We start from the raw sequence: 17,575 nt of genomic DNA, 5'->3' as shown, positions 1-17,575 counted from the left end.
CTTTTGCTTCGCATCTACCTTGACAAACGCGCTCGTCCCTGAAGGACGACGGAGTCGTTTATCCTTGACTTAATGTGATATAGCTGCTTCCGTTTCTTGAGTTGGATCCAACTTCTCCTTGCTCATCGCGATCGCACAAATGAAGGCAAGAACAGCCGGAACTACCGTCCAAGCAAAAGTGAGAACGATGGAAGATGATAAAGCGGTAGTGATTTTCTCGAGAACCGGTGCAGGAATCTCCATTCGTTTCGCTGGATCAAGCAGCGCATGCGAGTCCCCGGTTGGAATTTCAGCTCCGGCTTGACCTTGACCGGCGAATACATCCGTCAATTTTCGCGTTAAAGCATGACTCTGAACAATTCCGAATACAGTGATACCCAGCGTCATCCCCAAGGAGCGGAGGAAGTTCAATGTTGAGGAGGCTGAACCACGCTGCCGCGTCTCGAATAGATGAATGGCAGCATTACTTAATACAGAGAAGGAAGCCCCGATTCCAAGTCCTATAATAACCATGTAGATCGTGACAAGTGAGCGAGGGGATGCTGGCGATAATGTCGTCAAGAGAGCTGTTCCGACAATAAGAAGGAAGGTCGTTGGAATCATAATCGCGCGATAACTCATTTTATTCATTAAGAAACCGCCGCCAGTTGCCGTTACAACAGATCCTAACATCATTGGAAGTAGTACTAAACCGGAATTGGTGGCAGTCCCTCCTAATACACCTTGAATGAAAATAGGGATATAGACAGAGGCTGTGATAAAAGCACCGCCGCTAAAAATGGCAACGGCATTGCTTGATGCATACAACCGATTTTTGAACATTGCAAAAGAGATAATAGGTTCGGCAGCTCGGCGCTCAACGAAGATGAAAATGATTGTTAAGACCGCAAACAGCGCGAATAAACCAAGGATAAAAGATGAATTCCAAGCGTATTGCTTGCCGCCTAATTCTAGAGCGAACATGAGGGATACGATGGCACCAACGAGTGAAAGAGCGCCCCACCAATCGATTCGTTGTTTTGAATGCTCCACGGATTCGCGATAGAAGAAAGCGACAAAAGCAAGTGAGATTAAACCGAGAGGCAGGTTAATGTAAAATACCCATTTCCAGTTCACATAGTCTGTAATATAAGCACCTAAAAGTGGGCCGAAAATGCTGGACATGCCGAACACGGCGCCGAACAATCCACCAAGCTTACCGCGGCTTTCTACGGGAACAGCATCGAACATAATCGTGAAAGCAACCGGCATCATGGCGCCGCCGCCGATGCCTTGAATAGCGCGATAGATGCTTAGCTCTATAATCGAACTTGCAGTTCCGCATAGGATGGATCCAAGCATAAACACGATAACACCAAAGATGAAAAACTTTTTACGTCCGTACATATCGGACAACTTGCCGAATATCGGCATGCCGGCCATTTCCGCCACCATATAAGCCGAAGTGACCCAAACGAATTTATCCAATCCGCCTAATTCTCCGATGATGGTGCCCATGGCTGTGGCTACAATGGTATTGTCCATGGCTGCCATTAGGATACCCAGCAATAGTCCGGCAATGACAATGCCTAGACCTTTGTTCTTGCTTTGCGCTGCCATAATAATTGATTTCCTCACTTTCTCTGAATCCGATTTAATTTTTTATATGGGAAAAGTTACCACTAAATGATAGTAACATGACTTAAGTTGGCTTTAAAACCCTTTTTACAAAGCGTAGGTCACTTTATCTATCTTGGCACCATTTAGATTGGAATGATGAAAAGTAGTTCCTGTAAAGTGTAGGTTATCCATACATACACCAGTTAAATCGCAAGAACGAAACTCTACTAGATCTAACGTGCAGTTCTTGAAGCTGGCTCCTCTAAGATTGGATTTAGAAATCTTCGCTCCCGTCAGTTTGACCAGATGCACAGACGGTGATAACTTAAGAATGTAACATTCGAAATCAGCAACTGTAAAAATGAGAGGTGGCATTCATTGTGGTAGTCAATCCGGCACAAACGATTCTAGGCTTAGTAGGAACAGGTGTCATGGGGAAAAGTATGGCAGGCCATTTTATTCAAGCAGGATATGAGGTACATATATATAATCGAACGAAATCCAAAGCACAAGAGCTGTTGGATCGGGGTGCTCACTGGCAGGATTCACCGGGTCAATTAGCGCAGCAATGTGATGTAATTATTACAATGGTAGGCTTCCCTAAGGACGTAGAAGAGATTTATTTAGGCGAAAATGGCATTATTTCTAACACTAAGCCTGGCAGCTACGTCATTGATATGACAACCTCTAGTCCAATGCTGGCCAAACAGATTTATGAACAAGCACTGGCACGCCAAGTATTTTCACTAGATGCTCCTGTTTCTGGAGGTGATATTGGAGCTAAAGAAGCGAGACTATCGATTATGGTTGGGGGCTCACGTGAAGCTTTTGATGCCATGCTGCCGCTTTTTCAGAAAATTGGCACCAACATCGTCTACCAAGGAGAAGCAGGTGCAGGCCAGCATACGAAAATGTGCAACCAAATCGCAATTGCAAGTAATATGATGGGCGTTGTTGAGGCGCTGGTATATGCGAAGAAATCAGGCCTCGATCCTTCGACTGTGCTCAAAAGTATAGAGTCGGGCGCGGCGGGAAGCTGGTCCTTAAGTAACTTAGCCCCGCGCATCATTGCTGGGAATTTTGCTCCGGGGTTCTATGTGAAGCATTTCATCAAAGATATGAAGATCGCGCTTCAATCTGCCGAGGAAATGAAAGTGGAGCTGCCAGGACTTGCATTGGCGAAATCTCTTTATGAGCAGTTAGCAGCAAGCGGCGAAGAAGACAGCGGTACTCAAGCTTTATTCAAACTTATTGATAAGTAGCTCGAAATAAGGTTTTGAAGGAAGACAAGCATCCCGTGAGGGGGGCTTGTTTTTGGTTTAGGGGCTATAACCGCAGCATCATAACGTGACAGGTTCTCGAATACATATGTATAAGGGAAATGGAAGGTTGTCACATACATAATCCTGTAAGCGAGTGAGAGTGCTTTACTCTGCGTTTCAACATTTTACTGAAGAGGTGATTCGAAAATGAGTACGGAAAAAAACAAGCTTACGACCAGCTGGGGAGCTCCTGTGGGGGACAACCAAAACTCGATAACGGCGGGTTCACGGGGGCCGACGTTGATTCAGGATGTCCACCTTTTAGAGAAGCTGGCACACTTTAATCGGGAACGCGTACCTGAGCGAGTCGTTCATGCCAAAGGTGCGGGAGCACACGGCTATTTTGAAGTCACGCAAGATTTGACGAAGTATACGAAAGCGAGCTTGTTCTCAGAGGTAGGCAAGCGTACTCCATTGTTCGTTCGCTTTTCAACTGTGGCGGGTGAGAATGGTTCTTCGGACACTGTCCGGGACCCGCGCGGATTCGCCGTGAAATTTTATACGGATGAAGGCAATTATGACTTGGTCGGCAATAATACGCCTGTATTTTTCATTTGCGATGCGATTAAGTTCCCTGATTTTATTCATACACAGAAAAGACACCCTCAAACTCACTTGAAAAATCCAAATGCCGTCTGGGATTTCTGGTCATTATCTCCTGAATCTTTGCATCAGGTCACGATTTTGATGTCCGATCGGGGGATTCCCGCAACGCTAAGGCATATGCATGGTTTTGGCAGTCATACGTTCAAATGGGTAAATGCCGAGGGTGAAGGCGTGTGGGTGAAGTATCATTTTAAAACCGAACAAGGTGTTCAGAACTTAGCACCAGATGTGGCTGCACAGCTTGCGGCTGACAATCCGGATTATCATACCGAGGACTTGTTTAATACGATTGAAAAAGGCGATTTCCCAGCCTGGAAGCTATGTGTACAGATTATGCCGTTGGAAGATGCAAATACGTACCGTTTTGATCCATTCGATGTCACGAAAGTGTGGTCACAGAAAGACTACCCGTTAATTGAAGTTGGGCGTATGGTGCTGGATCGTAATCCAGAAAATTATTTTGCTGAGGTAGAGCAAGCGACATTTTCGCCAGGGACGCTCGTACCAGGTATCGATGTATCACCAGATAAAATGCTGCAAGGTCGATTGTTTGCTTATGGGGATGCTCATCGGTATCGGGTAGGGGCTAATCATCAGACTTTGCCAATCAATCGCCCACGGAGTGAAGTGAATAACTATCAGCGCGATGGTCAAATGCGTGCGGATAGCAATGGCGGGGGTTCCGTATATTACGAGCCGAACAGCCTTGGTGGACCAAAGGAATCGCCTGCGGATAAACTAGCACCCTATGAGGTGTCTGGGTCAGCTGACAGTGTCGCCTACGATCATCATGATCATTACACACAACCGGGTGATTTATATCGTCTGCTAAGTGAAGAGGAACAGACTCGTCTTGTTCAAACGATAGTTGGTGCAATGAAACCTGTTGAGTCGGATGAAATTAAACTCAGACAGATTGGTCATTTCTATAAGGCTGATGCCGAATATGGAATCCGCGTGGCAGAGGGTCTTGGGTTATCCATACCGGAATAAAGTGAATAGTGAGAGGCAGCTACCTTTTCGTCACAAAAGGATAGCTGTCTTTTTTCTATGGCATATGCTGTAGGGAGAAAGGCATAATCTGGAGAGGTGATCATGGTGGGAACTCGTTTATTGTCCGAGAAACTTGTAAGAAATCGTTTTCCGCATTTAAGATATATAAGGATTCATACGCCTGAAAAGCATAAAGCGACGATCTACGCTTGGAATGGAGATTTGTACTTGCCCGAGAAGGATGTTCAAAGCCTACAGCATTATGCAAACGGTTACTTATATCCTTATGTCAACTTTCAAATTAAGGCTTACAGCGCGGTTCAACCCGATAAAGTCCCGCAACTGCAAGAAATACCGGCAGCTATAGTCGAAACAGCGATGCGCAGAAACTTGAATCAATATGGCATTATAGAGGCGATAAACCGACTATTTCCGTATGGTCGTTTAAGATTTAACAGATATCAAGCTGCGGATAGTATTATTCACTTTGATTTCCATGCGATTAGATTGCTCCATGATAAGGAAAAAAGGGCTATGTACGATTATTTACAAGAATTGATTCCACTAGGTTCCTATAGTGAAGTGACCTTTTATTAGTAGATAAGAAAGTATAAGTTTTATTACACTTCGCGTCATCAGTCTTGACAAACGCGCTCGTCCCTGAAGGACGACGGAGTCGTTTATCCTTGAGGCTAAGGGTTGGAGCGTTCCTCAATACGGAACTCACTTTCATCCCGCAAATAATTCGTTTCGCCAATCTTTACGTAATGAGGCGTATACTTTTCAATCACGCCTGCAGCTATGAAAACAGGGATATCATCTGCTGTATGTTGAATGACTGCTACCCTAACTTGAGAGAGCGCTGCCGCAAATAATTCCATATCTGTTGACAGTGTCTTGTTCATTGGGCTTTTCACCTCCGGGCTCCTTGTCTCGTTAAGCCATTCCTCTGATTCTAGCACAGGAACTTAAACGTTAAAAGAGTCTGGAATGGCTATCGCAATTTTCAAGCTGAAAGGCTATCGAATCATGCCGTAGTCACGAATTTTGGTATCGACTTCTACACGGATATCGGCACGGGGATAAATGGATTTCCAATTCAAATTGTTCCAATTTTCATAGCTCATGCTATTGCGGACATAAGTACCGATACCCAAGTTATCCCCGCCGCTGCGCTGCACATGGCTAACTATCGCTTGTAATTGTTCGCGAATGGCTTCAGACAAATCCCGATCTAATTTTTTTTGCTCTTCTTCTTTTTTGAATGTAGATTTTCCTGTGTATTCCAATATATTGCCGCTTAAGCGAATACGAATAACGACTTGTGGGATCTTACCTTCACTCTCCTGCTTGTTAACGATGACTTCTCTTTTGCTTGCGATTGAACTAACCATTGCACTTTCTTTTCGCCCAGAGGAACTATCCATAAATGTAATATCGAACTCACCCATTTTGAAGCTTTTATTGAGAATAGCAAATAGTACGGTTTGTTCGGAACAAATTTTGCCAATGTAACGATCTTTTTTGAAAAGGGCAATCCCGTCAATTTCAACATTATCACCTTTTACCAAAAGCATAGGAGCGATTGGATCCGTACCATCATCATAATAGTCACGTACGAAACTGTAGAGTGATACGTCAGGAACCTCATGGATTTTGGCCTCTTGTGTTAATAACTGATCAATGTGACTCCCGATGGATCGTATCTGTGCATATTTATGTGTCAACATGTCTACCGCACTACCGTTAACTATGACAATTTTCAGCTTTTCTCCAACGGTATAATCGCGGCGATAGGAATCAAGTGCCTTCCAAATCCCCTGTTTAGCCAAGTCTTTCCCGAACAGCATACTTCTCAATTGCCCTGAAACAAGGACTTTGTTGATTTTACGGGACAATTTGCTCCGCCCATCTTTAGGGGATTCAGCTATGGTTTGCAGAATATCTGCTTGCTGTGTGTCCATTGTTCCAGCCTTCGGGATGGAGATAGCCGTAGACACGTCCTTTTCAGAAGGCTTTCCATTCTCTTCATACACGGAGTCCAAAGCAACGGTATCAGACATGCCTAATTTCTCAAGGCGATTTTGTTCGACACAACCGGTAAGACTCAATAGGAAGACAACCAAGACCCAGTTACGCATAATTTCGCCCTCGATATTTGTTAATTAAAAGGATGACCAATAGGAAGATCGGCAGTAAGAAAGCAACCCCTACTTCAGCAAATCCAAACAGACTTAACCAATGTTCTGTCTTTTCAAGCGCAGAGGGTATGACAAAAAAGGAAGCTAATGGGAAAATCGCTAAAATAACATAGGGTATCCATTGCTTGTTTGAAGTTGGTAGGAGCCATTTTATCGTTACAATTGCTGCCCAACTGTATAGGACACTCGTAATGAGAACTCGAAACAAAGTAATATTAAACACGAGATCATCGATTCGCTGCACAAAGGGGAGTTCCACATACGAGAGCAAATTGAGTACTGGATACTTCAAATGCTGAAGTTGATGCAGGCTGAAAAAGCCAAAGGCAACCAATACAGTTAACGTATAAGAAAATGTGGTGATCAGATTTTGCAAGTTGAAAAGCGCGGATTAAATGTGTTTTTTCATTGGTATATGGAAATAGCAAAAGGCAAAGTTCATAACCTAGAAAGGCTATGTAAATCTCAATCCATCCTTTGAAGGAGTGAGTGGCATCCTTAAACCAAAAGGTAGTCATTCGTGATAGATCAAAATCTTTATAGACATAAATAATTAGTAAAAAATTCCAAACAACTACATAAAATGAAAGAACCGCTGTACTGGAGATACTCATAATGCCCTTAGTTAAAAGCAAGAAAACAAGAATCTCAAACAAAAAATACAAATACGCGGGATGGAGCGAGGGGAAAGATAACGATGTTAGAATTAAAATATATTGTTTACCAACCAAACTGCCTAGAATTGCCCATAATCCAGCTAAAATCCCGAAAAAAGGAACTAAAATGAATTTCGGTAAAGCAGATTGCGAAATTTCGAAAATAGATCTCCCTCTACCTAATCGATAGACGAATAAAATGAGCAGTATATTGAAAGCGGCAACGGAAGAACAGATAAGTAAAGCTAACCACCCATTTGTACCGATATTCTCAGATAATAGCCGAGGAAGGCTGAATACGACGACACCGGTTTGAGCGAAGTTTGCCATAATGGTGGTCTGATAAAATGGAAGCTTTGCGCGCATGAGTGTCTCCTTCATTTGTTCGGATTATTGGATGGGAGGTTTTTTGAGTTTGGTCAAAATATGCATAGGTGCTCGGATAATAAGTTCTAACCAACGACTTGGCTTCGACGGTGCAATTGGGTATAAATAAGAGATGCCAAACATGTTTAAACCAGAAAGTTGAATCATAATAAAGCTCAGTCCAAACACTAGGCCGAAATTTCCGAGGAGACCGGCCATAATAATGATCCCAAATCGCAGCAAGCGTATGGAAGAGCTCATGATATAGCTTGGTATGACGAAGGAGGCGATAGTCGAAATTGCAACTGAGATAATGAGGATATTGCTTGTAATACCAGCCTGAACGGCCGCTTGTCCGATGACGATCCCGCCGACAGTACCGATGGTCGGACCGATTTTGGTTGGTAAGCGTGCGCCTGCTTCACGAAGCAGTTCAATAGTCATTTCCATGACAATGGCCTCTAGAAGAGGCGAGAACGGCACTTTATTACGTGATTCCATTAAGTTTAATAATAGAGATGGTGGAATCATTTCATAATGATAAGTAACTAAAGATACATAAAAGGCAGTGAAGCAAAGTGTGATGAATAAGGCAATGAAGCGTAGAATTCGAACCGCAGAGGCAACGGCCCTTGGTTGATAATAATCGTCCGGTGATGAGAAAAATTCAATAAACGAGGTTGGTGCGCTGAAAGCAATTGGACTCCCGTCGAGCAGCCCCACTATTTTGCCGCTTGTTAGCTTGTCTGCTATATGATCAGGTCGTGCGCTTGTCAAGAATTGCGGGAAAATCGATAGTTTGTTAGATGTTAAGTGTTGTGCAAGTGTATTCGTATCATAGATTGTTTGGATATCTAGGTTTTCAATCATTTCGCTTAAATGCTGCACATGTGTGGGTTCTGCAATTTCCTCCAAGTAAAGAAGAACCATCGTCGTTCCAGTTCTAGTACCGATTGTGAAGGTGACCGCTTTTAATTCAGAATCCTTGATACGCCTCCGTATCAAAGATAAATTTGTATTCAGCGATTCGGTGAATGAGTCCATAGGACCATTAATGACGCCTTCTGTCTCAGAACTTTGAATGGATCGAGATTCAGGCGCGTAAGCATCGTACAAGTAAGCTCTATTTTTATAATAAATAGCGATATTTCCAGCCAAAATGCCAGTAACGAGTTCGCTTGCTTGCGACTTATGTTTATAGAAAGATTGGCTCAGGATTGCGACCATATCAGCATTTTTATCATTGAAGGGCTCTAATGCATCTTTTCTCAGTGCATCTGTGCTGACAAGGTGACCGAAATAAATGATATTAATTTGCGGAAGTGGGAGGTGCAGATGAGATAGATCCGAGCAATCGCTGAGCAATTGCAATGTTTGCTCTAGCAGACTAGTTTCACTCTTCAAGTCTCCGTTCATGCTTATCGATCTCCTTCCTCGCTGTGATTCAGGATTGCCCAATATTTCCATTCTTTATTATGGTTCTTTTGTGAATTCACTATGCGAGTTCGCGGAAAATATCCCAAATAAGCGCGTCTTATTTTCCATACATCGCCTAGTAGGTTGAATCATATGTTATCATGGTGAATGAATATGTGATGAAGTGAATGATCCACGAGTTATTCAAAAAGGAGCACGAATCGATATGATCAAACATTCCCCCTACATTCTGCTAGTTCTCGCCACATGTATATGGGGAGGCAATTTTGTTGCTGGCAAGGCGCTTGTCCTTCACATCCCACCGATTACGCTGGCTGCATTACGTTGGAGTATTGCTTTTCTTTGTCTTCTTCCATTCTTCGGTAGGCAGGCTTGGCAGCTAAGAGCTGAATTTCTCCGCAGCTGGAAAATGATCCTTTTTCTGTCCGCAACCGGTGTTGCCGGATTCAATACCTTAACTTATGTGGCTGTCCAATATACGGGTTCGATTAATGCTTCGTTAATGAATTCGGCCACGCCAATCATGGTTGTGCTTTTAACCTGGTTAGTTATGAAAGAGCGATTCGCGTGGTCGGCTTTACCAGGAATTTTGGTGTCCATGGCTGGTGTAAGCTGGATTATTAGTCGAGGGAGTGTATCGGCGCTGCTGAGTCTTTCATTTAACAAAGGCGACCTGTTCATGCTAGTGGCCGTTCTGTGTTGGTCTTTATATTCGGTGGGTATGAAAAAAATGTCAGGACGCTTCCCATCCAGTCCTTTTTTACTAATTCAAATGACTGTGGCCTTACTGCTGCTTCTTCCGCTTTCAGCCGTGGAGTGGGCGTGGAAGTCGCCACACGTTGATTGGAGTCCTTCTCTTGTAACAGGCCTCATTTATATTGGTTTGTTTGCTTCGATTGTAGCTTTCTTGAGCTGGAATCGAGCAATTGAGCTGGTTGGACCACAGCGGTGTGCGGGTTTTCTGAATTTAATTCCGATGTTCAGTGCCATTTTTGCAACAGCTTTTACCGGGGAATCGTTAAGGATGTATCATCTTTTAGGTGCCATATGGATCGTTGTTGGGGTGTACATCACGAATTATGCAATAAAGAAACGGCAAACAAAAGGCGCAAGAATAGAGATAGCAAAAACCTAGCGGAGCTTTCGCTAGGTTTTTTTCATGAATCGATTTACTCCAAATGATTGAAATGAATATGAAAATGATCAGTAAAGCATACTAACCACAAACACATAAAGAATAAAACAGATAAGGGGTGTACGATGTTAGTAACTAAAGGTTCTCATAAAGTTTTGATTTTAACCGCAGCGACCATGTCGATATTACTATCGGGCTGTGCAGCTAAACCAAATACCCAAAACCAGCAAAATGCACCAATTAAACAGCAGCAAGTTCAACAACCAGTGAATGAGGATAATCGCATCCAAATAGCGAAAGTAGCGGCAGCTAAAATTGTAGAGCTAGGCAGCGTAAAACAAACAAATGTGCTGGTAACCAAAAGAAATGCCTATGTTGCAGCTGTGCTAAAAAACGATCAACAATTAACGCGTGATATTGAAGATCAAATTGCCAATCAAGTCAAGGCAACGGATCCAAATATCCAGAATGTTTACGTTTCAACGAATCCAGATTTGGTGAACCGCTTCAATACTTATGTACAAGATGTTCAACAAGGAAGGCCTGTTGCCGGTTTTGTTGACCAGTTTAAAGAGATCGTAGCTCGGGTTTTCCCGACCGCCAAATAATTTCTTATCAGGGATGGTTTATGAGCAGGCAGCCGGCACTTTGACCGGCTGCCTGCTGCTTTTTTGGACTGGGCTCGGTCAGTATGTTCGCGTCTATAAAAAGATTATATTCTTTTATTTCTCTTAACAGCATATGAATCAGACAAGCCTTTTACAGGAGCTGGTTTGTTTGCCTTCGCTACAAAAGCATGCAGCAATCATTTTGGGAAGTTTACTGATCGCAATAGGTATCAATTTTTTTCTGATGCCTTATAAGATACTGGATGGCGGGCTTATTGGAATTGCTCTTATTATCCATTATTTATTTGGATTCAAAGTGGGACTTATTATGTTTTTGTGCAGCGTTCCTATCTTCATATTGGTATGGTTTCATTACAGTGACATGTTTTACAACAGTATTTATGGATTGTTATTTTCTTCATTCGTGATCGATTTCCTAGGGCCATACAGTGAACTTTTCTTATATTATGTGGATTTAACATCATTCAGCAGCTCCGTGATCGGCGGATTTATTGTGGGTACTGGAATAGGAATCATGCTGCGTTATGAAACGAGTACCGGAGGAACGGACTTGCTGGCTCAATATTTCTCAAAATGGGTTCCGATCAATGTGGGGATCATTATTTTTATCACCGATGGTGTAATTATCTGCCTTGGAGGACTACTGCTGTCGGCTGAAACATTTCTGCTTTCCATCCTTACAATTACCGCAGGCGGTTTAGCGACTAGTTTTTGTACGATGAAATTGAAATAGCACTGGAGTGCACCCCAAAATGCGTCCCCTACAACTGTAGAGTACGCATTTTTTTGTTTTCATAGATAAAGCGGTAAGAGATCACCTTTTAACCAAAATAAATTAAACTTAGCAAAATAATCGGGATGATCGGGATTGAGTTAGACGTACATCCTGCATTATAAGCGATAATGTGAGAAGGGATTAAAACTTTTGATTGGACAATATGCCGTCTTTAGTTCAAAATAGAATCAAGTGCAGGGGAGGTCTACCAACATGCCGATGAATAACTTTCGTCATTTACTAAATATTTTTTGGACGTTTCTTCGTATCAGCCCACTCACATTCGGTGGTGGTTATGCCATGCTTCCTGCAATCCAAAGAGAAGTTGTCGTAACGAACAAGTGGATGACCGACGATGAGATGTCGGAACTGCTTGCTATTTCAGGTGCCGCTCCGGGTGGTATTGGCGTTAATGTATCAGCTTTAGTTGGATATCATTTGGCAGGGATAAGAGGAGCGGTAGCAGCCGTAGTCGGCATTACGCTTCCTACCTTTTTTATCGTGATACTGCTTAGCATCATCTACACTTTCCTTCAAAGTTATCCGAAAATGCAAGCTATTATGGAAGGCATCCATGCCGCTATCGTAGGATTAATCGCTGCCGCTGCTTACAAAATGGCGAAATCCTCGATTGTAGATATTATGACACTAACAGCTGCAGTTGGCACCGTGCTTCTGCTGCTCTTCCTACCGATATCCCCCATTTTAATGGTTATATTCGGCCTATTGGTCGGGATTGTCGTTGTTTTCTTGAAACAACACTGGGGAATGAAGAGTCCAATCAAGAAGCAAGAAGACGCTATGGCAGGGGACAAAAGCAATCGTCCTGCCGACTATTTCATCGCAGACGGGATTTGAGGATTGAGGTGGATTATGCTTTTAAGTTTATTTATTACTTTCTTTAAAACTGGCCTTATCTCCTTCGGAGGCGGTTATGCCATGATGCCTGTTATCCAACTTGAGGTGGAGAGGCATCAATGGCTTACTGCAGATGATTTTAATAACGTGATATCCTTAGCAGGTACAGGACCAGGACCGATTGCAACGAATAGTGCTACCTTAATCGGTTTTCATACGGCAGGCATGCCTGGCGCTATTGCAGCTACGTTAGGAATGGTGCTGCCTTCGCTCATCCTTATTATTGTATTAGCCGCTTTTTTGTATAAGTGGCACGCGAATAAATGGTTTAAATCTTCTTTCTATGGCTTGAAACCAGTTGTAACAGGCTTTATCATTTTTGCAGCGATACACTTCGGGTGGTCGGGGTTAGGTCCAGTGAAGTACCAAATATCTTGGGACCAAATTGCGACGGTACTTATTGCGGCAGGTGCCTTTGTGGTCATTATCAAATATAAGCTGCATCCCTTTATGGTCATCGTATTTGCGGGTGTTATGGGCATCGTATTTTTCCAGTAATTTATAAAGCTGTCTTCTTACAGGACTCTCTTTTCATTCCTTCAGATGGAGTGAAAGGAGAGTTTTTCGTATTATTGTGTATTATTTGTGTCGAATGGTGATAAAAAATTATTTTATGTGCTATAAACAATATTATATTCACTTATTTCGTTATATAATGTACACTATATAATAAATAGAACACACTATATAAATGATACCTTATGGATGAGAGGAATGGGAGAATGAGCATAGAACTAAAGGTTGAACAGCTAAGAGCAGGTGCCACCCACTACAATTTGTCAGTGTCAGAGCTAATGAGAATGAGCATCGAGCGCAAAGAAGGGTCTTTCGCGTCCTCTGGAGCGCTTCAAGTGAACACTGGTAAGTATACAGGGCGTTCTCCCAAAGACAAATACATTGTAAATGAAGCTTCTGTAACGGATCATATCGATTGGGGAGCCGTGAATCAGCCGATGTCGGAGCAGCAATTTGAGCGGTTGTATCAAAAAGCGCAAGACTACATGGCGACGAAAGAATTGTTCATCTTTGATGGCTTTGCAGGAGCAGATACGGCGTACAGGCTGCCGATTCGGGTAGTCAATGAGTATGCTTGGCACAATTTGTTCGCCAGACAACTGTTTATTCGTCCGAGTCAGATGGAACTGCTGGCGCATAAGCCGGAGTTCACCGTTATTGCTCTACCCGGTTTAAAAGCGGATCCTCTCATTGACGGTACTAGATCAGAAACGTTCATCTGCCTCTCCTTTGAGAAAAAGGTTGTTCTGATTGGCGGTACGGAGTACGCCGGTGAAATGAAGAAATCCATTTTCAGCGTCTTGAATTATATCTTGCCCGGTCAAGAAGTTCTACCTATGCATTGCTCGGCCAATGTTAGTGAAGAAGGAAATGTAGCCTTGTTCTTCGGGTTATCAGGCACAGGGAAAACGACTCTTTCCGCAGATCCGAATCGTCGTCTCATTGGCGATGATGAGCATGGCTGGTCGGAGACCGGCGTGTTTAATTTCGAGGGAGGCTGCTACGCAAAATGCGCTGGCCTTACCGAGCAGAAGGAACCGCAGATTTGGCAAGCTATCCGATTCGGCACGGTTTTGGAGAATGTGGTGATTGATCCAACTAGCGGCATTGCCGATTACGGCAATACGCAGATTACGGAGAATACACGCGCAGCCTATCCACTGGAGTATATCCCTGGAGTGAAGATACCGGGAGTTGCCGGTCATCCTGATGTGATCATGTTCTTGACGGCAGATGCTTCCGGCGTTCTGCCTCCTATATCCAAGCTTACGAAAGAACAAGCGATGTATCACTTCCTGTCTGGTTACACGTCAAAGCTGGCAGGTACAGAGCGCGGAGTTACGGAACCAGAAGCAACATTTTCTACTTGTTTCGGGTCGCCATTCCTTCCGCTTCGTCCTAACGTTTATGCACAAATGCTGGGGCGTAAAATCGAAGAACATAAGGCCAACGTATACCTCATTAATACGGGTTGGGTCGGCGGTTCTTACGGCGAAGGCGAACGTATGAATTTGGGGTATACAAGAGCGATGGTGACAGCTGCTTTAAACGGCAGCTTGGAGAAGACGACGTTCACGGAAGTTCCGTTCTTCGGTCTGTTATGTCCTGATGCGGTACCAGGGGTTCCGAGCGAGCTCTTGCTGCCAAGGAACACTTGGCAAGATCAAAGTCGATATGACGTCAAGGCGAAGGAATTAGCGCAGCGTTTTATCAACAACTTCCAAAAATTCGCTGGTGTCGATGAACGTATCATCGCTGCTGGACCTAAGATTTAAAACGAACATTAGTTGAGTTAGAATTAGGTAAGACAAGATTTACGAAAGGAGGGAAACATCATAGAGCTTACATCCCGACAGATGGAAATGATCGATCTCGTCAAAAAGCATGCACCGATTACAGGGGAGCGAATTGCTGAGTTGCTTGGAATTAGCCGTCCAACCATTCGTTCCGACCTTGCTGTTTTGGTCATGCTTCGCTATATCGATGCCAAACCAAAGGTAGGATATTTCCTAGGAACGGCTGCTCTTGAAGTAGATTCACCTTTCAAACATATAGAAGCTGTAAAAGTTAAGGATGTCATGGGAATCCCTATTGTTCTAAGGGAAACCGCCACCGTAAGCGACGCTGTAGTAACTCTTTTTCTCGAAAATGTAGGAAGCTTGATTGTTGTAAATATGCAGGGGGTATTAGCCGGCATTGTTACTAGGAAGGACTTGCTAAAGGTTACGCTTGGGCAAGCGACGGCAAATACAATGCCCGTTTCACTAGTCATGACAAGGCATCCGAATGTTGTGACGGTAAACCCGGAAGACAGTGTATTAGAAGCAGCGCGGAAAATGATTCATCATCAAGTAGATGGGCTGCCTGTGGTTAAGAGTGAGGCTGATCAAGAGCCAGATGAAGTGGTTGGCCGAATTACGAAAACAACAATGACCAAATTGCTGCTTGATGTAGCGCTGGGTACTTAATCAGGGGGAGTGTAAGTGGGAGAGAAGATCCATACGATTTTCGTTTGTTCGGATTCAGTAGGGGAAACAGCGAATACTGTCGTACAAGCAACGATCCGCCAATTTAATGCAAGTCAAGTGCAAGTCAGACGTTTCGGATCTATCCGAACGGAAGATGAAGTGCGCGCTTTAGTAGAAGAGGCAGCGAAAGTGGATGGTTTCATTGCTTATACGTTAGTATTGCCTGAGCTTAGAGAGATGATGCGGCAGGAAGCTATACGTTTAAGTGTAAATGCCATTGATATCATGGGACCCATGATGCAGGCTTTCATAGATACCTTTAAGGGATCCCCAAAGCGGAAAGTCGGTTTGCTTTATCAGCTTGATGAACAATACTACCAACGAGTGGAAGCGGTAGAGTTCACGGTAAACAGTGACGATGGCAAGGACCCAAACGCTATGAAGCAAGCGCAGATTGTGTTAATCGGACCTTCCCGAACCTCCAAAACGCCACTCAGTATTTATTTGGCGCACAAAGGCTATAAGGTGGCGAATTACCCGCTTGTACCTGAGGTAAAGCCGCCTGCAATTATATATGAGCTAGACCCGAGTAAATTGATTGGTTTGACGATGAGTCCCGAACAACTAGTACGTATTCGTACGGAACGTCTGAAAGCGGTCGGACTTCCTTTTGGCGCTAAATATGCGACTGGGGAGCGAGTCGAAGAAGAGCTGGCATTTGCAATGAATTTATATCGTGAGCTTGGTTGTAAGATCATCGATGTCAGTGAGAAAGCCATTGAAGAAACGGCTGGTCTGATTCTAGCAGACAGATAGCCAGCCAGGAAGCCAACATTTCCTAATAGAAAGGGTGAATGATGTATGCAAAGAGATTTGTCTCTGGAAATTGTACGAGTAACAGAATCTGCGGCTTTAGCGTCCGCACGTTGGACGGGAAAAGGGAATAAACACAGCGCTGACGAGGCAGCAACTTCTGCTATGCGTTCTATTTTTAGCTCCATACCATTCCGAGGAACAGTTGTCATTGGTGAAGGTGAGATGGATGAAGCCCCGATGCTGTTCATCGGTGAGTCTGTAGGAAATGGGTTGGGTCCCGAGTATGATGTGGCTGTTGATCCGCTCGAAGGTACCGATATTGTAGCCAGCGGCAGGAACAATGCCCTGTCCGTTGTAGCCATTGCTGAGAAAGGGAACCTGCTGCATGCACCGGATATGTATATGGAAAAGCTGGCAGTAGGACCGCGTTTGGTGGGTCAACTGAAATTGGATGACCCCCTCGAATTAACGATTAGAAAGGCCGCTGCACTTTTACAAAAAGAGATAACAGAGCTGACCGTTTCCATCTTGGATCGTAAGAGACATGCAGATAAAATCCTTGTTTTACGGACGCTGGGTGTCAAAATTCATTTGCTGAATGATGGCGATGTTGCGGGTGCTATGGCAGCAGCTTTCCCAGAAACGGGCATTGATCTCCACGTAGGTTCCGGAGGCGCACCGGAAGGTGTGCTCGCAGCCGCTGCCCTACGTTGTATGGGAGGCGAATTTCAAGGACGGCTTCTCCCGGAGAATGACGAAGAAATGGGGCGATGCAAGGAAATGGGGATTGTTGATCCTTCCAAAGTGCTTGGAATGCGCGAATTGGTAGGCGAATCTGACATTTATTTTGCAGCAACGGGTGTGACCTCAGGAGACTTCCTGAGCGGTGTTAAATTTTTATTCGGCGGTCGCGCAGAAACACATTCGGTCGTTATGAGGGCGCAAACTCAGACGGTTCGTTTCATTCAATGTGCTCATCAGATGCATGAGTACCACCTCGGGAGCGCCTGAGCAGGCATATAGAGAACTACATATGCAAAGAAATCTCTCTTTGAATTAAGGAGAGATTTCTTTGTGTTTATAACAAAGGATCAGCTTTTATGAGATATTGTATTCGGTTGGCACGATTCTTGCTTGA

Annotated in this window: 19 protein-coding genes; 12 read left to right on the top strand and 7 right to left on the bottom strand. The window is 43.9% G+C overall.

Annotated elements, in window-relative coordinates; translation table 11 throughout:
- Positions 1 to 69: 69 nt before the first annotated feature.
- Both G519_RS0113895 and G519_RS53520 read right to left on the bottom strand, forming a co-directional pair.
- A complete protein-coding gene (locus G519_RS0113895) occupies positions 70 to 1,599 on the bottom strand; it encodes an MDR family MFS transporter (RefSeq protein ID WP_036632894.1) in 1,530 nt (509 codons plus the stop codon).
- Between the two features lie 105 nt (positions 1,600 to 1,704).
- Positions 1,705 to 1,974 carry a pentapeptide repeat-containing protein gene (locus G519_RS53520; RefSeq protein ID WP_084160156.1) on the bottom strand — a complete coding sequence of 90 codons (270 nt, stop codon included), beginning with the start codon at positions 1,972 to 1,974 and terminating at the stop codon, positions 1,705 to 1,707.
- 5 nt (positions 1,975 to 1,979) lie between these two features.
- Here G519_RS53520 and G519_RS0113890 point away from each other — a divergent pair, with 5 nt between their 5' ends.
- The 3 genes from G519_RS0113890 (at position 1,980) to G519_RS0113880 (ending at position 5,117) form a co-directional block, all read left to right on the top strand.
- Positions 1,980 to 2,861, top strand: a complete 882-nt coding sequence (locus G519_RS0113890; protein WP_029195218.1) for an NAD(P)-dependent oxidoreductase — start codon at positions 1,980 to 1,982, stop codon at positions 2,859 to 2,861.
- Positions 2,862 to 3,068: 207 nt separating this feature from the next.
- On the top strand, positions 3,069 to 4,520 hold the full coding sequence (gene katA / locus G519_RS0113885) for a catalase KatA (protein WP_029195217.1): 1,452 nt from the start codon (positions 3,069 to 3,071) through the stop codon (positions 4,518 to 4,520).
- Positions 4,521 to 4,622: 102 nt separating this feature from the next.
- Entirely contained in the window at positions 4,623 to 5,117 is a 495-nt protein-coding gene (locus G519_RS0113880; RefSeq protein WP_051253383.1) for a hypothetical protein, read from the top strand.
- A gap of 95 nt (positions 5,118 to 5,212) precedes the next feature.
- On the opposite strand, the gene G519_RS0113875 is transcribed toward G519_RS0113880, so the two are convergent.
- The 5 genes from G519_RS0113875 to G519_RS42950 form a co-directional block, all read right to left on the bottom strand.
- Positions 5,213 to 5,425, bottom strand: coding sequence for a hypothetical protein (locus tag G519_RS0113875; protein ID WP_029195215.1), 213 nt, complete (start codon positions 5,423 to 5,425; stop codon positions 5,213 to 5,215).
- A gap of 114 nt (positions 5,426 to 5,539) precedes the next feature.
- Positions 5,540 to 6,661: a Ger(x)C family spore germination protein gene (locus G519_RS0113870; RefSeq protein ID WP_029195214.1), complete on the bottom strand. Its 1,122-nt coding sequence runs from the start codon at positions 6,659 to 6,661 to the stop codon at positions 5,540 to 5,542.
- Positions 6,654 to 7,055: a GerAB/ArcD/ProY family transporter gene (locus G519_RS52955; protein ID WP_084160155.1), complete on the bottom strand. Its 402-nt coding sequence runs from the start codon at positions 7,053 to 7,055 to the stop codon at positions 6,654 to 6,656. The genes G519_RS0113870 and G519_RS52955 overlap by 8 nt, the downstream gene beginning before the upstream one ends.
- Entirely contained in the window at positions 6,949 to 7,743 is a 795-nt protein-coding gene (locus G519_RS0113860) for a GerAB/ArcD/ProY family transporter (RefSeq protein ID WP_029195212.1), read from the bottom strand. Before G519_RS0113860 ends, G519_RS52955 begins: the two co-directional genes overlap by 107 nt.
- 24 nt (positions 7,744 to 7,767) lie before the next feature.
- Positions 7,768 to 9,159: a spore germination protein gene (locus G519_RS42950; protein WP_161632921.1), complete on the bottom strand. Its 1,392-nt coding sequence runs from the start codon at positions 9,157 to 9,159 to the stop codon at positions 7,768 to 7,770.
- Positions 9,160 to 9,385: 226 nt separating this feature from the next.
- On the opposite strand from G519_RS42950, the gene G519_RS42945 reads away from it, so the two are divergent.
- The 9 genes from G519_RS42945 (at position 9,386) to glpX (ending at position 17,448) form a co-directional block, all read left to right on the top strand.
- Positions 9,386 to 10,315 carry a DMT family transporter gene (locus G519_RS42945; RefSeq protein ID WP_051253382.1) on the top strand — a complete coding sequence of 310 codons (930 nt, stop codon included), beginning with the start codon at positions 9,386 to 9,388 and terminating at the stop codon, positions 10,313 to 10,315.
- Positions 10,316 to 10,440: 125 nt separating this feature from the next.
- Positions 10,441 to 10,923: a YhcN/YlaJ family sporulation lipoprotein gene (locus tag G519_RS0113845; protein ID WP_029195211.1), complete on the top strand. Its 483-nt coding sequence runs from the start codon at positions 10,441 to 10,443 to the stop codon at positions 10,921 to 10,923.
- Positions 10,924 to 11,092: 169 nt separating this feature from the next.
- Positions 11,093 to 11,677 (top strand): YitT family protein, encoded by a 585-nt coding sequence (locus G519_RS0113840; RefSeq protein WP_029195210.1) that lies wholly within the window; start codon positions 11,093 to 11,095, stop codon positions 11,675 to 11,677.
- Positions 11,678 to 11,932: 255 nt separating this feature from the next.
- Positions 11,933 to 12,577, top strand: coding sequence for a chromate transporter (locus tag G519_RS0113835; protein WP_051253381.1), 645 nt, complete (start codon positions 11,933 to 11,935; stop codon positions 12,575 to 12,577).
- A 15-nt stretch (positions 12,578 to 12,592) separates the two neighbouring features.
- Positions 12,593 to 13,135 carry a chromate transporter gene (locus G519_RS0113830; RefSeq protein WP_029195208.1) on the top strand — a complete coding sequence of 181 codons (543 nt, stop codon included), beginning with the start codon at positions 12,593 to 12,595 and terminating at the stop codon, positions 13,133 to 13,135.
- Between the two features lie 224 nt (positions 13,136 to 13,359).
- Entirely contained in the window at positions 13,360 to 14,928 is a 1,569-nt protein-coding gene (gene pckA, locus G519_RS0113825) for a phosphoenolpyruvate carboxykinase (ATP) (protein ID WP_029195207.1), read from the top strand.
- An 81-nt stretch (positions 14,929 to 15,009) separates the two neighbouring features.
- Positions 15,010 to 15,621, top strand: coding sequence for a helix-turn-helix transcriptional regulator (locus G519_RS0113820; protein ID WP_036632893.1), 612 nt, complete (start codon positions 15,010 to 15,012; stop codon positions 15,619 to 15,621).
- Positions 15,622 to 15,636: 15 nt separating this feature from the next.
- Positions 15,637 to 16,437, top strand: a complete 801-nt coding sequence (locus G519_RS0113815) for a pyruvate, water dikinase regulatory protein (protein WP_029195205.1) — start codon at positions 15,637 to 15,639, stop codon at positions 16,435 to 16,437.
- Positions 16,438 to 16,482: 45 nt separating this feature from the next.
- On the top strand, positions 16,483 to 17,448 hold the full coding sequence (glpX, locus tag G519_RS0113810; RefSeq protein ID WP_029195204.1) for a class II fructose-bisphosphatase: 966 nt from the start codon (positions 16,483 to 16,485) through the stop codon (positions 17,446 to 17,448).
- Positions 17,449 to 17,575 lie beyond the last annotated feature (127 nt).

Origin of the sequence: Paenibacillus alginolyticus DSM 5050 = NBRC 15375, from assembly GCF_000422905.1 — a bacterium.
In the GTDB taxonomy this organism is placed as follows: Bacteria; Bacillota; Bacilli; order Paenibacillales; family NBRC-103111; genus Paenibacillus_E; species Paenibacillus_E alginolyticus.
Note: the sequence above shows the minus strand (reverse complement) of the source record. Positions and strands in the feature narration are given on the sequence as shown.

Bases quoted from the DNA above. Each gene is read 5' to 3' on its own strand.
- G519_RS0113875 (WP_029195215.1), bottom strand. From the start codon at position 5,425: ATGAACAAGACACTGTCAACAGATATGGAATTATTTGCGGCAGCGCTC.
- G519_RS0113895 (WP_036632894.1), bottom strand. From the start codon at position 1,599: ATGGCAGCGCAAAGCAAGAACAAAGGTCTAGGCATTGTCATTGCCGGA.
- G519_RS0113870 (WP_029195214.1), bottom strand. From the start codon at position 6,661: ATGCGTAACTGGGTCTTGGTTGTCTTCCTATTGAGTCTTACCGGTTGT.
- pckA (WP_029195207.1), top strand. From the start codon at position 13,360: ATGAGCATAGAACTAAAGGTTGAACAGCTAAGAGCAGGTGCCACCCAC.
- G519_RS0113860 (WP_029195212.1), bottom strand. From the start codon at position 7,743: ATGCGCGCAAAGCTTCCATTTTATCAGACCACCATTATGGCAAACTTC.
- G519_RS53520 (WP_084160156.1), bottom strand. From the start codon at position 1,974: ATGCCACCTCTCATTTTTACAGTTGCTGATTTCGAATGTTACATTCTT.
- G519_RS0113835 (WP_051253381.1), top strand. From the start codon at position 11,933: ATGCCGATGAATAACTTTCGTCATTTACTAAATATTTTTTGGACGTTT.
- glpX (WP_029195204.1), top strand. From the start codon at position 16,483: ATGCAAAGAGATTTGTCTCTGGAAATTGTACGAGTAACAGAATCTGCG.
- G519_RS0113880 (WP_051253383.1), top strand. From the start codon at position 4,623: ATGGTGGGAACTCGTTTATTGTCCGAGAAACTTGTAAGAAATCGTTTT.
- G519_RS0113830 (WP_029195208.1), top strand. From the start codon at position 12,593: ATGCTTTTAAGTTTATTTATTACTTTCTTTAAAACTGGCCTTATCTCC.
- G519_RS42945 (WP_051253382.1), top strand. From the start codon at position 9,386: ATGATCAAACATTCCCCCTACATTCTGCTAGTTCTCGCCACATGTATA.
- G519_RS0113820 (WP_036632893.1), top strand. From the start codon at position 15,010: ATGGAAATGATCGATCTCGTCAAAAAGCATGCACCGATTACAGGGGAG.
- katA (WP_029195217.1), top strand. From the start codon at position 3,069: ATGAGTACGGAAAAAAACAAGCTTACGACCAGCTGGGGAGCTCCTGTG.
- G519_RS0113845 (WP_029195211.1), top strand. From the start codon at position 10,441: ATGTTAGTAACTAAAGGTTCTCATAAAGTTTTGATTTTAACCGCAGCG.
- G519_RS42950 (WP_161632921.1), bottom strand. From the start codon at position 9,159: ATGAACGGAGACTTGAAGAGTGAAACTAGTCTGCTAGAGCAAACATTG.